At 54.8% G+C, this 13967-nt stretch carries 12 protein-coding genes; 10 read left to right on the top strand and 2 right to left on the bottom strand.

Annotated elements, in window-relative coordinates; all coding sequences use genetic code 11:
- The first annotated feature begins 9 nt into the window (after window positions 1-9).
- The gene (locus KJP30_RS20250) at window positions 10-1461 is read left to right on the top strand and encodes a DNA cytosine methyltransferase (RefSeq protein WP_218451182.1); all 1452 of its coding nucleotides are present in this window, start codon (window positions 10-12) and stop codon (window positions 1459-1461) included.
- Window positions 1462-1501: 40 nt separating this feature from the next.
- Here the strand turns inward: KJP30_RS20250 and KJP30_RS20245 are convergent, their stop codons facing one another.
- A complete protein-coding gene (locus tag KJP30_RS20245) occupies window positions 1502-2440 on the bottom strand; it encodes a hypothetical protein (protein WP_218451181.1) in 939 nt (312 codons plus the stop codon).
- A gap of 217 nt (window positions 2441-2657) precedes the next feature.
- Between KJP30_RS20245 and KJP30_RS20240 the strand changes: the two genes are divergently transcribed.
- From KJP30_RS20240 to KJP30_RS20220, 5 genes are all read left to right on the top strand, one after another.
- On the top strand, window positions 2658-3854 hold the full coding sequence (locus tag KJP30_RS20240; protein WP_218451180.1) for a tyrosine-type recombinase/integrase: 1197 nt from the start codon (window positions 2658-2660) through the stop codon (window positions 3852-3854).
- Window positions 3817-4416 (top strand): hypothetical protein, encoded by a 600-nt coding sequence (locus tag KJP30_RS20235; RefSeq protein WP_218451179.1) that lies wholly within the window; start codon window positions 3817-3819, stop codon window positions 4414-4416. Before KJP30_RS20240 ends, KJP30_RS20235 begins: the two co-directional genes overlap by 38 nt.
- Window positions 4417-4522: 106 nt before the next feature.
- Complete coding sequence (locus KJP30_RS20230) at window positions 4523-4747, top strand: helix-turn-helix transcriptional regulator (protein ID WP_218451178.1); 225 nt, start codon at window positions 4523-4525, stop codon at window positions 4745-4747.
- A 92-nt stretch (window positions 4748-4839) separates the two neighbouring features.
- Window positions 4840-5784 carry a DNA-primase RepB domain-containing protein gene (locus KJP30_RS20225; RefSeq protein WP_246594655.1) on the top strand — a complete coding sequence of 315 codons (945 nt, stop codon included), beginning with the start codon at window positions 4840-4842 and terminating at the stop codon, window positions 5782-5784.
- The gene (locus tag KJP30_RS20220; RefSeq protein ID WP_218451176.1) at window positions 5781-6752 is read left to right on the top strand and encodes an AAA family ATPase; all 972 of its coding nucleotides are present in this window, start codon (window positions 5781-5783) and stop codon (window positions 6750-6752) included. Before KJP30_RS20225 ends, KJP30_RS20220 begins: the two co-directional genes overlap by 4 nt.
- 288 nt (window positions 6753-7040) lie before the next feature.
- Here the strand turns inward: KJP30_RS20220 and KJP30_RS20215 are convergent, their stop codons facing one another.
- Window positions 7041-7388, bottom strand: a complete 348-nt coding sequence (locus KJP30_RS20215; RefSeq protein WP_246594654.1) for a hypothetical protein — start codon at window positions 7386-7388, stop codon at window positions 7041-7043.
- Window positions 7389-7848: 460 nt separating this feature from the next.
- On the opposite strand from KJP30_RS20215, the gene KJP30_RS20210 reads away from it, so the two are divergent.
- The 4 genes from KJP30_RS20210 (at window position 7849) to KJP30_RS20195 (ending at window position 13848) form a co-directional block, all read left to right on the top strand.
- A complete protein-coding gene (locus KJP30_RS20210; protein WP_218451175.1) occupies window positions 7849-8703 on the top strand; it encodes a competence protein CoiA family protein in 855 nt (284 codons plus the stop codon).
- Window positions 8704-8856: 153 nt separating this feature from the next.
- Complete coding sequence (locus tag KJP30_RS25115; RefSeq protein ID WP_218451229.1) at window positions 8857-8970, top strand: helix-turn-helix domain-containing protein; 114 nt, start codon at window positions 8857-8859, stop codon at window positions 8968-8970.
- Window positions 8971-9035: 65 nt separating this feature from the next.
- Window positions 9036-9248, top strand: a complete 213-nt coding sequence (locus tag KJP30_RS20200; protein WP_218451174.1) for a hypothetical protein — start codon at window positions 9036-9038, stop codon at window positions 9246-9248.
- 226 nt (window positions 9249-9474) lie between these two features.
- Window positions 9475-13848 (top strand): NACHT domain-containing protein, encoded by a 4374-nt coding sequence (locus KJP30_RS20195; RefSeq protein WP_218451173.1) that lies wholly within the window; start codon window positions 9475-9477, stop codon window positions 13846-13848.
- Window positions 13849-13967: the final 119 nt, after the last annotated feature.

Raw genomic sequence — 13967 nt, 5'->3', positions numbered from 1 at the left:
GAACAAGATATGCTCCACCTGAAACCACAACAATTGACCTTCTGGGATATGCTCGAAACAGCCACCACACCCCATGCCCTCGCAACGGATGACGCGGCGCACATTACGGGGTCGAACCGTCGCCCGATGCACATGGTGGACATGTTCGCGGGCTGTGGTGGCCTTTCGATGGGGTTCGAGAACGCGGGCTTCCTGCCGGTGTTCGTGAACGAGCTGAACCCGGATGCGATGGCGACATACCTCAAGAACCGGCATCATGTCCTCGGGGGTATGCACTTCTCTGCCAACGAGGACCTCCGGTGCAACGATGCGAACGAGCTACGTGGCCAGCGTCTGGACCAGTTGGTTGCCGACCTCAAGAACCTGCCCGAGCTTGGTCTGTCGTTCGACAAGGGCGCGACCGAACGCGCAGGCGCCGGGTCTAACCTCGACGTGCTGGCCGGTGGTCCGCCCTGCCAAGGCTATTCGGGTATCGGCATTCGTCGTTCGTATGACGTGGACAAGGCCGACCTGCCGTCGAACCACCTGTTCGTGCGCATGGCGCATGTCATCCGGCGTCTGCGTCCCCGCATCTTCCTTTTCGAGAACGTTCAAGGGCTGCTGAACGCCAAGTGGACGCGCGGCGGTACGGACAAGATCTTCCCAGACGTTCTCGCGGAATTCCGCTCGATACCGGGCTACACGGTTCGGTACTCGCTCGTGAAAGCCAAGGATTACGGGGTGCCGCAGAACCGGCCCCGCGTTCTGCTAGTAGGTGTGCGACAGGACGTTCTGGAGGCGTGCGATTTACTTGACCCGTCGGCCCACCCCGAGGACGCGGTGAAATGTGGTTTCCTCCCTAAACCAACCGGGGGCTTCCCGGACCTGATCGACTTGCTCGGAGATCTGATCGACGAAAGTATCCCCGGAATCCTTGCAAGTGGCAATTTCGCGAAAGGTCCGTTTGTAACGAAGGCCTATCCGAGGACACCGCAGAACGACCTACAGCGCATGCTCAGGACAGCGCCCTCGTGGTTCCACTCCAAGACCGTGCCCCTAACTGAGCAAGAGTATAGCAAGCACAAGCCGAATATCGTCGCGAAGTTCCAGCACATGCTGGATAACGACGGGGAAATCCCGGAGCAGTTCCAAACCAAGAAATTCTCGCAGCGCGTGTTGCGTGCCCGGTGGGGAAACACCCAGCCGAACATCACGGCGACTTCGCTCGCAGATGACTACGTGCATTTCTGCCAGCCGCGCGCGTTGACGGTGCGCGAGTGGGCGCGCCTCCAGCTTTTCCCTGACTGGTACCAGTTTGCAGGGAAGCGCACGACCGGGGGCCTACGACGCGCAGGCAACCCCCTCGAAGGCTTGTTCGACCGCGAAGTTCCCAAGTACACGCAGATCGGTAACGCGGTGCCTGTTGGGCTAGCCGAAGCGGTTGGCAAGCATTTCAGGAAGATCATCGAAAGCGCGACGTAGCCGATTGAGCGGTTACGTCGTGCTTTTGAAGTAAGACGTCTTACTTGAGGCCAAAGTAAGAGTACGTCGTGGAAAGTTGAGACAATTGACGGGATACGGTGTCGCTGACAAGTGCCCCCTCACCCGAACCAAGCCTTGCTCCGACGAAAATGCGGTCCAAAGACTTGGCAATGCCCTTCTGGGAAGGCTTGCCCCAATAGTTCCCACCACTGAGGTTGCGCACACGTTCAACGGGCATGCTCGTGGGCTTATAGACAGACTTGTTCGTAGGGACCGTAACAAAGGCATAGCGAATCTGGGCGAAAGCTTCGTCGCTCTTCTTATCTCCGAAAAACTTTGTTCCAGTTCCAACCTGAACATCCCCAAAGTGCGGGGCTCCTTGGTACACCATGTCCCACAGCATGGGAATTTGAGCATTGTCATTCCAATTGGTCTTGGTTTGGACCACCAAGACAGACAGATCCCTCCAGTGCGAGTCCGCAACCGAGTTCAAACGCTCGGTCAGCTTCTCACGGGATCTCAAATCGGTGTACAGCGTCGGATCATCTGGGAAGTTGATGCACACTAAATCGCTTTCAGTATTGGCATCGGTATTTCCGTAGGAAACCGTCAACGCTTTTTGAACGACCGTGGGAACGAGAGAACGCTTCTTGATGACAATCGAATTCGATCCAATCAGGCAGAGATTGAGGTAGTAGCAAACAAGTGTTTCCCACGCATTTCCGCCAGCGGAGAGCGTCGATTGTGACCTTCCCGCGGTAGTTGTTTCAGCAAAAATCTCGGAAAGGGACTCTCCCAGCTCCAGCAGGGCACTGGCGTTCCTGCCGCCTTGATCGAACCTTCCTTGAATGTTTGGTAGCCAGACTTGCATCATCCCGGCAACGGTTCCCGTTCCATTTATCATTTGGGTGATCTGGTCTTCACGCAGCTTTTCCACGTGGGATGTGACTGCACGTTTCGTGTCATGATCTTGGCTCATATCGATCTCGTTTGTTGCGTCGGTGGATGGCCCGTCAGGCCCATGAACTCCGAGATATGCGCTCCCCAGGGTATTGTCTAGTCATCCTAGGGTGTTTTTTTTTTGTCCTAGGATATTGCGGCGCATCGAGATGCTGTGTTGCAGACCACTCTAGACCGTCACGATCCGTTCAGGATTGTCCCTGACGGAACTCATCCCCCCATCTTATCATGGGCTTATGAAACGCAAACTCACTACCAAGTTCATCGAGGGCCAGAAGCCCGATCCGTCGAAACGTCTCGATTTTCGGGACGAGTTGATGCCGGGTCTTGTCCTGCGCATCAGCGCGTCCGGCACCAAGACGTTCTGCCTACACAAGCGCATCAACGGCAAGATGCGGCGCCTGACAATCGGACGGTTCGGCGTCGTGTCGCTGGCAGAAGCGCGTGAACGAGTGCGGCAAGTTCTTTACGAAATCGAGACGGGCCGCTTTGAGGATCAAACTGGCATCGAGGTTGAAACAAAACCCACGCTGGGCGAAATGATCCCCGACTACATTGAGAAGTACGCCAAGGTTCACAATCGTGACTGGAAGCGCAAGCAAGCGTTGCTGGAGAAATTCGCCACCCTGCACAACAAACGGATCGACCAGATCAAGCGTGCCGATGTCGTGAAAGCCTGCGATGTGATCCACAAAACCGCACCAACGAGCGCAAACCGTGCCTTGGCTCACCTAAAGCACTTGATGGGGTGGTGCGTCGAGCGCGGAATGATGGAGGCCAATCCCATCGCGGGGATGAAGCCACTTTCGAAGGAAAAACCTCGCGAGCGTGTCCTAACCGATAATGAACTGGGCGCGCTGTGGGCGGTCTGTGGCGACGAGGGCTATCCATTTGGGGATTGCATGAAGCTGTTGATGCTTAGCGGCCAGAGACGTGCCGAGGTCGCTGAAATGCGCTGGTCGGAACTCGACTTCGAAAAACGCCTTTGGACGCTGCCTTCGTCGCGGGCAAAAAACGGCAAGCAGCATTCGGTGCCGATCACTGACGCGATGCTTGAGGTGCTGTGCAAGACGCCGAGGTTCTTCAATTCCGACTATGTGTTCACGACCACCGGCAAGTCGCCCGTGTCGGGCTTTGGTCGTGTGCAGGATCGGCTCGACAAGGCATTGCCTGAGGGCACGGAGCCATGGATCATCCACGACCTGCGCCGCACGATGTCCACCAACATGGCGATGCTGGGCGTTCCACAGCCTGTCACAGAAGCATTGCTCAACCACAAGACGGGTGTGGTCTCAGGCGTGGCCGCTATCTACAATGTCTATTCATATGCCGACGAAAAGCGCGAAGCCCTCGCTACATGGTCGCAGCACGTTATGGAATTGGTTCAAAAGCAAGATGACGAAATCGCACCTCGCCAACGCAAATCCATTTGAAGGCCCGAAAGGCGCGTTCGAAGTCGTCGGGCGCGAAATTTTCATTAATGCGTGGCGTGATGATTTCAGCGAAGACCCCAAAAGCCCGGAGCATCGAGAGACACTTGCTATCCTCCGAAATGCGCTGCGGTCCGGGGAAGTAAGCGCTCACTGGCACACTCTCGACTTCAAGCATAGCGGCGACCTACGACCACAGGATCCGGACCAAGAGTTCTTTCGGTTTATCTTGCGTGATGACCTCGTTTTTCACCACGGCATGAATGAACCTGTTCGTTGTAGCATTCACATCGAACAATTGAGGCGATGGGTTCGCGGCATGGAAATTCAGCCGGCGTCCCCAACACAGTTGGCGAAGAACCGGTGCCTTGATTGGCTGGTTGAAATTTTCTCGGACCCTCAGAGAACAATTCCTCCGTTTGAAGCATTGAAGCGTGACGCCAAAAATCGGTTCCCGCGCTTGTCCGACCACGCATTCAAAGAAGCTCGCAAACGCGCCATCGAGATAACGGGGCGTGAAGACTTGGCAAAAGCAGGACGGCGCAAGAATCCAATCGGTAAATGAACTGATTTCCTTCCAATTTTTTTCTGACTCCGCATCCGCTACCTTCTGACCATCGGCTGAGAAGACGGAATGCGCATTCCTTCACCCCAAGTTGAAGGAAACCAACATGAAAATCGAAGACGGTCGCAAGACCTTGGCAACGCGCGACGACCTGAAGCGCTTTGGCATCCACGTGAGCCGCACCACGCTTTTGCGGTGGGAAGCGCGAGGGCGCTTTCCGAGGCGTATCCGCATGGCCGGGACCAGCGTTGCCTGGTTCATGTCCGAGATCGAGGACTGGCTCGCCGAGCGCGACGCTGAGCGCGCCCGCACGCACTACGCCGAATACTGACCGGCAACCCCCAACCAACCAGCTGACACCACACGCGGTTGTTCCGCCTCGTGTCGCTATGCCTATTTGAGGAAATACCAATGAACTATTGCTTGGACGACTATGCAACCCCCGCGCTTTGGACAGATGGGTGGCCGGAGCGCGTTGTCATCAAGGACCAAGAGGAATTTCTCTTCGCCCTTTGGGAACCCCATCTTGAATGCCCGGATGAGCTTTTCGTGAACCTCGTTTTTCGAAAGCGCGGATCTCGAAAAATGATCCAGAAGTTTCGAACCCTGAAGCCGGACATGCGGTTATCAACGCTCTTATGGAAATATGACCGCCACCACTTTGACCAGTATTTCAGCCCCAATGTATACGTGCGTCGGGACCGCCGCCTCGTCAGCGTCGCAGACTCATGGTTGGGTTGGTGTGATGTAGACAGCGCTGACCCAAATGCCTTCCAGCCGCATCCTTCAATGATCTGGCAGACATCACCGGGGCGAACGCAGGCTATTTGGTTCTGGGACGCTTTTCACGATTACGCGGAGGCCTCGGCATTCTCCAAGGCGCTTGCCTACCGGCACGGCGGCGACAAAGCGGGAAGCTCTGCCAACAAGATCCTGCGCCTCCCCGGTTCATTCAACCACAAACCGGAGTATGGGAAGCCGTTCATTCCGATGCAGCATTTCGCATCTGGTCTGATCTCTGAACGGCCAACGCTGTTGGCATCGAGTATCCGGCGAAAGGCCGCAACGGTTCCTCGCACCGATCTTGATCCATATCTGCAGGACCGGATGGCCGTGTTCAAAAAGTATCGACGGCACCTGAGCACGTCCACCCGGTCGCTGATCAGGCACACAGAAGTTAGGGCAGAGAACCGTTCCAATCGCATTTACGCGATGGTGGCTGGACTCGGTGAGGCAGGCGCTACGCCCAACGAGATTGCTGCTGTGATCTGGGGCAGCCCGTATTTTCGAGAAAAGCACGGTGACGACTTCGGAAAACTGGAGGAGGAGGTTTTCCGCATTCTCGACACGGTGGAGGTGACCAAATGACAACGGACGATACATTCCGCACGCTCGCCGAGATCGAAGCCAAGGAAATCGATTGGCTATGGCCTTCACTGATCCCATACGAGAAAACCACCATCCTCGAAGGCGACCCCGAACTAGGTAAGTCGTATCTGTGTATGCACATTGCAGCGTTGGTGAGCACTGGCGGAAAACTTCCCGATGGGACAAGGGTCGATAAAGGCAATGTTCTCTACATCAGCTCAGAGGACGACGCTGCCGACACAATCAGGCCACGCATGGAGCAAATGGGGGCGGACCTTGCCCGGGTCCGCGTCCTCGATGACTTCCTTGTCTTTGATGACAAAGGCCTGCGACGCCTCAGGGACGAAATGGAAGACCACACCCCCGATCTGGTCGTGGTGGACACGCTATATTCCTTCCTGTCGGACAAGGTGGACCTCGGCAAACCGACTTCGATCCGCGCTGGGCTTCACAAGCTGGACCGGTTGTTCAAGGAGTTTGGCCCGGCGGTTGTTGTGATCCGTCACTGGACGAAAGGGTCAAAGGGGAAAGCGATCTATCGAGGCGTGGGCGCCATTGATGTCGTCGGTGTTGTCAGAACCACACTTGCCGTCGCGGCGCACCCAGACGATGAGAAACTGCGCATTCTCGCCCAAGTCAAAAACAATATTGGCGCGAAGCCGCAAGGCTTTGTCTATGAAATCGTGCCGCAGGAGAAAGGCTTGCCGGTGATCGAGTGGCGCGGGCGAACTGACTATTCGGCCAACGACCTTGAGAGCCAAGGGCAAGACGGCAGGAGCGAGTTTAGTCGTGCCATCGAATTTCTGGAGAGGGTGTTGGCGACCGGCCCTATGGCATCCGCCGACTTATTCGAGCGAGCCGACAAGGAGGGTATCTCGCGCCCCACCCTGAACCGGGCCAAGTCGGAAGCTGGCGTGGTGTCAGAAAAGAAAGGGAAGGGCTGGACATGGCGACTTGACGAAACATGACCTCGAAGATGCTCAAGTTGATCAATGTACTCACAAAACTGGTGATCATCATCGCAAGTGATGTTTGTCAGCGAAATACTGAGAAAGATGAGAAACTTGAGCAACTATGTCTGGCGTTTCTCAAGTAGCGGCCAGCGACCCAAAATTTTGGCGGTGGATATGACCCCTCGTCTGCCCGGAAGACGCGCGCCGTCAAAAAAAGCCTCCCCCATCCCCCTGTGGTCACCCTTCGCCAGCACTTCCGTGAGTGCCGGGTTGGACCCTCTAGAGCGACACGGTGACTATCTATCAGTCTGTCGGATGCGAGCCGGAGCCAAATTGCCGAGTCTTTTCATGCGGTCCGCATTCGCGGTGGGTTTCGGTATCGAGCGCCGGGTTCCACTCGGGTGGCAAACTGCTCGGGCGGTCATTCTTGCACCCATCCTTTGCGATGGTAATGCGCAGCACGATGGCGCGGTTGAACAGGGGGAAGCCGACCCACAGGCCATTCAACGTGAAGAACGACAAGATGGCCCAAAGGAACATGCCCTTGAACAGGTAATAGAACGGGCCGAACAGTAGACACCACAGGCGGTGCCAGTTGCCCAAGATGATTTTCGTCTGGCCGTTGAAAGCCCATGTCGCGTGTATCGTCATTGTCGATTTCCTCACTGGCTGGTTTCGATGCCAGCGCAATAAGATTGGAAGCCATCGCCCGTCAGGGTAATTCTTGTGCCGTCGAGGGAGACCACAGGAGTAGCCGTGCCGATGCGCCGTGTCCGTGAAGGTGCCGGGATGATCGCCGTGAGCGCGGCGCACAGCGCGCCAGCCGGGATTGCGACGGGATCACCATGCGCGAAGCACGCCCCGGCGCTGCTGGCTCAATAAAACGCCGCCGCGCGCGCATTTCGCTCTCCAAGCTCGGGGTTAGTTGTAGGCTCGGTCAGTTTCGTCTCGAGGCGCTGCACCGGGCGCTGCCCAACTCGCGTCTCTACTTGGACATCGGCGACCTGAGCTGCCTGCATGGATACAACCCGCTTATCGGACGTGACCGGTGGAACGAACTTTGCTACCACGGGCAAGCATCCTTTCGTACTGAGGAGGCCGATTGAGAATCATGGCTGAAACCAAACAACATCTTGAGCTGAAGCACCTTGCTGCTGCCGTTGGAGAGTCTGAAGGGTGGACAGCAACTCTGGAGGCCTCTGAGACAACACCGACCGGCAAGCGGTGGATCGCAGATGTATTACTCGAGCGTGACGGTCGACGTGTTGCTGTGGAGGTTCAATGGTCGCCCCAGTCTCACGAAGCTTACACAAGGCGTCAGGACATATATTCCGCCTCAGGCGTCGAGGTTGTATGGATGCACCGTACGAAGAAACTGAGGCCATCTGCTCAGGTCATGGAGGGCCGCGTAAATGAGACAGCCGAAGGTGGCTACGAAGTCTTTCTTGAGGGGTATCCCGGTCAGACACTGCCAGCTCGCGACTTTGTTAGAGCAGCACTGAACGGCAGCCTAAAGTTCGGATTTTCATCAAGCGACCCAATCAACGTATATGTTCTGCAAGCGGAGGCGGAATGCTGGCACCGGGAATGCGACGAGATTTACAAAATGATCCCTATGCTTGGGATCACGATTGGCGATCCCAAGTACTCCGACCCAACGGCGCTGAAGCTCGGAATAAGTCTCTCTGAGGTAGGTCGCTATCCCATCGCCAAAAAGAAGCTTCTGAAGGGTTTAGAGCAGCTTGGCGGTTGGGAGCACGTCAAGGAACGCTACTCGCGCACCATGGAAGAAAGCTACCTAAGCTGTGGATGCCCGAAATGTGACAGGATATTGGGTGACCATTTCACAATACACTACATTTATGACGCGGTGCCGGTAGCCAAGTATCAGGCTACCATGGAAAGTCTGTTCCGGGACCAAGAGTTTGATGGTCCCGATGAGACCAAGATGTGGGTGGCTTGGTGACCCCCTCAGTCAGAACTTGCACTGCTGCCCCTGTGCACTAACGAACTTTGCCCCCCCGCTCGCCTAAGTCGAATATGACGTACAGCCTATGCCCGAAAGAATGGCCGCCTTACGCCACAGCGAGCACCTCAATTCCATCGCGCGGACACTCACCTGAACTATCTGAGCAGCGTCGAAACCGGAAAGCGCAACCCGTCGATCTTGGTGGTCGAGCGCATCGCCAAGGCCCTCGGCGTGGACATCTCGGAAATCTTCAAGCCGAACTAGGGTTGTCCCTGACAAGCCTGCTGACCTCATCTTATCGATCTGCAATGGAAACTCAGGAGATCGACATGTCCGACATCATCACATTGAAAGCCCTGTGCGACGAACTCAAGATCGACCCGCGCGAGGCCCGCGAACGCCTGCGAGCAGCCATCACCGACACCAAGGCAAACCCTGAACTGGCGAAGGCAAGGAAGCCGCGCAACCCTTGGCAGTGGGTGAAGGGGTCCGCTGCCGAGAAAGAAGCGCGGAGAGCCTTGCGGCCCAATAAGCCTGCGTAGGGCCGCTCACCAAAAAAGCAAAGACCGAGGAGCGCGTATCGCGCTCTTCATTTTTGAGCGTTGGGGTTCATACTCCGTGGGGACGGAAAAGGCCACTGCGTGACACATTCTATGCTTTGCCGGCAACTACGCTCTATCCTTCTGAAATTGATGGAGTGTCTGCCAAGCGAGATGGCGCATGAACCACACCGCTGATACTATCGCCCAAGGTGTTTAGGGGGCTAATGTGAACAGCGGCCAGTACGTTTCTTTGTCACGGCGTTTCGTCGAAATTCATTCGGTGGACTTTGACGATGAGCCGGATAGCATTTGGGCTTCTCTCGCAACGCGTGAAACGGGAAAAACGTGGGAAGAAATTCTTACGAACGATATATCTGTTCTCCTTGGCACCGCCGGATCTGGCAAAACAACTGAAATTCGTCAACATGTGAAGCGCCTCGTTGAGGATGGGGAAGACGCATTCCTGATGCGCTTGGAAGCGCTACAAGATGGAAATTTGGCGGACTCATTTGATTTCGAATTGGATGACCAGCGCGACCGATTTGAAAAATGGAAACGATCAAAAAAGGGAGGGTATCTGTTTCTTGACGCGCTCGACGAGGCGCGCCTGCCGTCTTCACGCAATGAGAGTGCGCTGGAAAAAGCCCTAGACATTGTCTCACGTGAAGTTGGGCGACGACGGGGGGCCATGCACGTTCTAGTCACCAGTCGCCCAAGCGAGTGGCTTGGGGAGCGCGATGTAAGACGTCTAACTCGTTTCATAAAGCAGACACGCGATGCCAAACAGGACTTGGGAAGAGACGATCCGACACACAAGATTTATCGGCTAGCACCGCTGGCGAGTGAGGACATTGAGAAACTTGCTGTTTCTCGCAACGTGGAGCCCACGGACTTCATACACGCCGTAAACGCCCATCTTACTAGTGCCCTAATCCAGCAACCGTTGGACGCGAACCTATTCCTAGATGTTTGGGAAAAGGCCATTGATGAAGGCCGCTCCCCCAATGACGTCTTCAAATCAAGACTTCAAGTCATGCGCGATTTGGTAGGATGGCGGCTATTCGGACGATCTGAAAACAAGGATCGCTTGAACATTGACATTCACCGGGCACGCAGGGCCGCAGCAAAACTCGCAGCCTTCGTGGTCTTGTCGGGTAAACAGGATTTTTCTGTCCAGCCGTTGGCGGCAGGTGATGCCATGAATGCAGCAAATATACTGTCTACAGATGTGGAAGCATGGACCACAACAGAGGTTCGCCAGCTGCTCGCCTGCGGGCTATTTCAGCCATCTGTTGGGGGTCGCATCAGGTTTGCGCATCGGGAGATACGGGACTTCCTTGCTGCTGAGCATTTCGACGAAAGCTTGCGTGCAAGAGCGCATTCCGAAGTAACAATCGCGCCACTTCTTGCCGAAGGTCTTGGACGTCAGTCGATCCCACAGTCAACAGAGCACGTCATGGGCTGGTTGGCGGCCTTGAATAGCGCAGCAAATGCGCTTGTGGCGAGGGTGAGACCGGCGCTGCTTGTCGAGACTGGAGACCCAAAGTCACTTTCTGCCGGCGACAAGGAGGTCGCACTACGCAGTCAAGCTCGTCTGTATGATGACCTTCGATACAGAGGCGAGTGGTTCTATCATGATGATGTAAAGCGCTTCACTCACCCTGACTTGTGGCCCGTAGTCGGCGAGCTTCTGGACCAATCCAGTTCTCCTGAATTGACTGACTTTCTAATTGAAGTTGCTCGGTTCGGAAAGATGCGTCCGCTTGCTGCCAAATTGGCTGGCTACGTAAAGCATTCAGGAATTGGCTATCGCAGCAAAGCGGAGGCGTGTGCTGCCCTCGATGAAATAGGAGATGAGTCATTTCGCGCTGATGTGCTGTCAGAAGCCCTGACAACTACACCGCCGGACGTTGAGGATACGGATACTGCTCCGAACTGGAATATGTTCCTGTTGAAGGCATTGAAGTACAGCTTTGGCGAAGCCACCTTGCTCGACGGGATTGCCATTCTTTCACGAATTTGCAGAGAACGCTCCAACTATTCGTCCGCAACATCTCAGTATCTAATAGAAATACTTGACGAACTGCCGAAACTCCAGAAGCATTTGTGGCTGTTAATATTGCTGCGCTTTGCATTAACTGGCCGATCCGAGAACCGCTATCGAATGCCCGAAGCTTCGGCTCGCTATAGAAGGTTTGTGCCTGCCATTATCTACTTGGCTTCTGACTTGTTAGGTGATGAGGGGCTGCAGCCAGACGATGAAGACTTACTCGATGCCATTGAGATGGCGATGGGCAAAGATCACAGGATCGACGTCTTTGGCCGCAAAGCGCCAACAAAGCAACTCGCGAGTGGCCTTCGGGCGCGACCGGATGTCAAGTACGCTCTCGTTCAACGACGATTAATGCTATTTTCTGATCGCGTTCAGCGGCATCGCGTTCCGTTCGGAGTATTCTACCCTTTAGAATTTGATGATAAGGAAGAAAATGGAGACGTCTTCGATCAGTCCGATGTGTTCTACTATTGCGAACTCGCATCAAAGGCCTCCGATCAAAATGAGCGGGCGTTCTTGCTTGACCTATCACAAGCCATTTTGGCCAAACTTCGAGGGGAAGAGCACAGGAATGCAGTGGGTGAGTTTAGAAAATATTTGAGAAAGTATGGGGACGACGATCAGCGGTGGAAATTCGGTGTCCGTGGCTGGTATCTCCGAAAAAAACCTCGCGTTCAACATCAATATCGCTATGACGCTCAGAGGTGGTTCCGGAAAAGGAAGGAAGCCGTTCAGTTATGGCGAACCGCCCGAAAGAATCGGAAATTTTTTTCGAAAAATCGTAAAAGTATTGCAGCAGGTGAGTTTGACAACAGCAATGCGGTTTGGCTTTTCGACAAGGCTCCAGACGATCTTGGATCGGGGACGATCCGCGCAGTCCAAGAGGAATACGGACCTAGGATTGCCCAGTTGTTCAGAGATGGCCTGCGGCAATACTGGAAGGCCAATGATACAAGCTACGCTGAAAGACGAACATACCTCGGCCACATCGGCCTGGCTGGCATCAATTTGGATTACTCAATTGGAGAGATGCCCAGCGATGCAAACCTTGCACGCAAGGCTTTCCGCTACGCGTTTCACGAGTTGAATGGCTTTCCCGAATGGGTTGGAGATCTAGCACAAGATTTTCCAAGCCAATTTTGCTCTGAGATCAAAGCTGCGTTGCTGGCAGACTTCAACACTGAGCGAGGGGACGATGACCACCACGTGTCTGATTGCGTGAGTAAAATTGCCTACTCTGATGTCGGTACTAGAAGCCTAGTGGCGCCGATGCTCCTGCGGATGATGATGCGTGATCTTCCAAAGAACCGCCGCGATAGAATGCTCTGTCTAGACATCGTGGCACGCGCCCCTGCTGTCGAGCAGAACTGCCTTTCTAGGTTTCTTGTCTCAGGCTATCGAGCGGCGTTGACCCGGTTTGATTTCAGAGAGGCGTGGGTTTGGCTTGATGGTCTCATGAATGCGAACTCAAACGCCGCTAGAAGTGTGTTGATCTCTACCTTTGGTGATCTCCACAGCGCAGGGCAGAGGGCGCTGTTTTTTGAATACTTGGGGCGCGAGGGTAACAAGCCTGCTCTTGAGGAAGGATCGGACCCTGTGCGAGGTGAGTATAAGCAAGACCCAATTCTTCTAGAGTGGTTGGTTCAGGCATCATACTTGGCATGGCCTCCCGAGAAAGATGTGAAGCACGAAAGTGTCTATTCTCCGGGGAAAGAGGATCACGCCGAGAGCAACAGAAGAAACTACACCAATATGTTGGCTGCGTTTCAAACACCCGATGTTGTCAAGGCATTTGAAAGGCTAGCCAAGTCAAAGACGCTTGCGGGCTACCGGGATACGTTTTTGTACCAGATCGAGCTGATGAAGCGAGGGGCCGGAAGAAGGCCCGAGTTTTCACCTGATGAAGCAATTCGGTTTCTCAACGATCAGTCCAAGGCACCCGCGAATGTGGAAGAGTTCAGGAAGCTTTGCCAATCGCATCTAACGACCCTCCTCGAACGGCTGCACACCTCAGACGATGATGAAAGCGCATTCTTCCGGCGAGGAGAAGCGAAGGAAGGCGATTTAAGAAATTGGCTGGCCGCCCGTCTGCGAGACGTGGGGGAGCGCTACTACACGGTCATCAGGGAGCAAGAAGTCGCGGGTGAGAAGCGGCCTGATCTCAGGCTGCATTCGAGAGTAGACGCACTGGGGAAGGTGTCAGTTGAGATCAAGCTCGCCGACATGGCGCATTGGAAAGGAGATCAGTTGGTCAACACCCCGGGCGATCAGCTTTCCAAGCAATATTTGCTTGAGCCTTCGTCCCACACAGGGATCTATGTTCTTGTGAACGCAGCTCGTCCAAGAAAGGTCGAGAAAGACAAGAAGACCAAGAAGGTCAAAAGAAGCGCCTTCCGAAAGTTTGTCGATGGCAACGCGGTCAACTTTCAAGAACTCGTCGCGCTCGTGGAAGAAAAGTGTGCCGAAGTAAATGATGGCCTCGTTGACGGTAAGAAGGTGGTCGCAGTTTCGCGCGACATCTCCGAGAAACCGTCTGACACTCCCTAGGAGGGATACGCTTAGACGCTTGATGCAATCGCTGGAGCTTGACTGTGTTATGATACCCGAATGATACCCAAGCCAAATTCCAAGATCGTGATTAGGCAACGATCAGCAGTCAAGGCCTT

The organism is Antarctobacter sediminis (assembly GCF_019218285.1).
GTDB classification, from domain to species: Bacteria; Pseudomonadota; Alphaproteobacteria; order Rhodobacterales; family Rhodobacteraceae; genus Antarctobacter; species Antarctobacter sediminis.
This window is presented reverse-complemented; position numbering and strand designations above follow the sequence as displayed.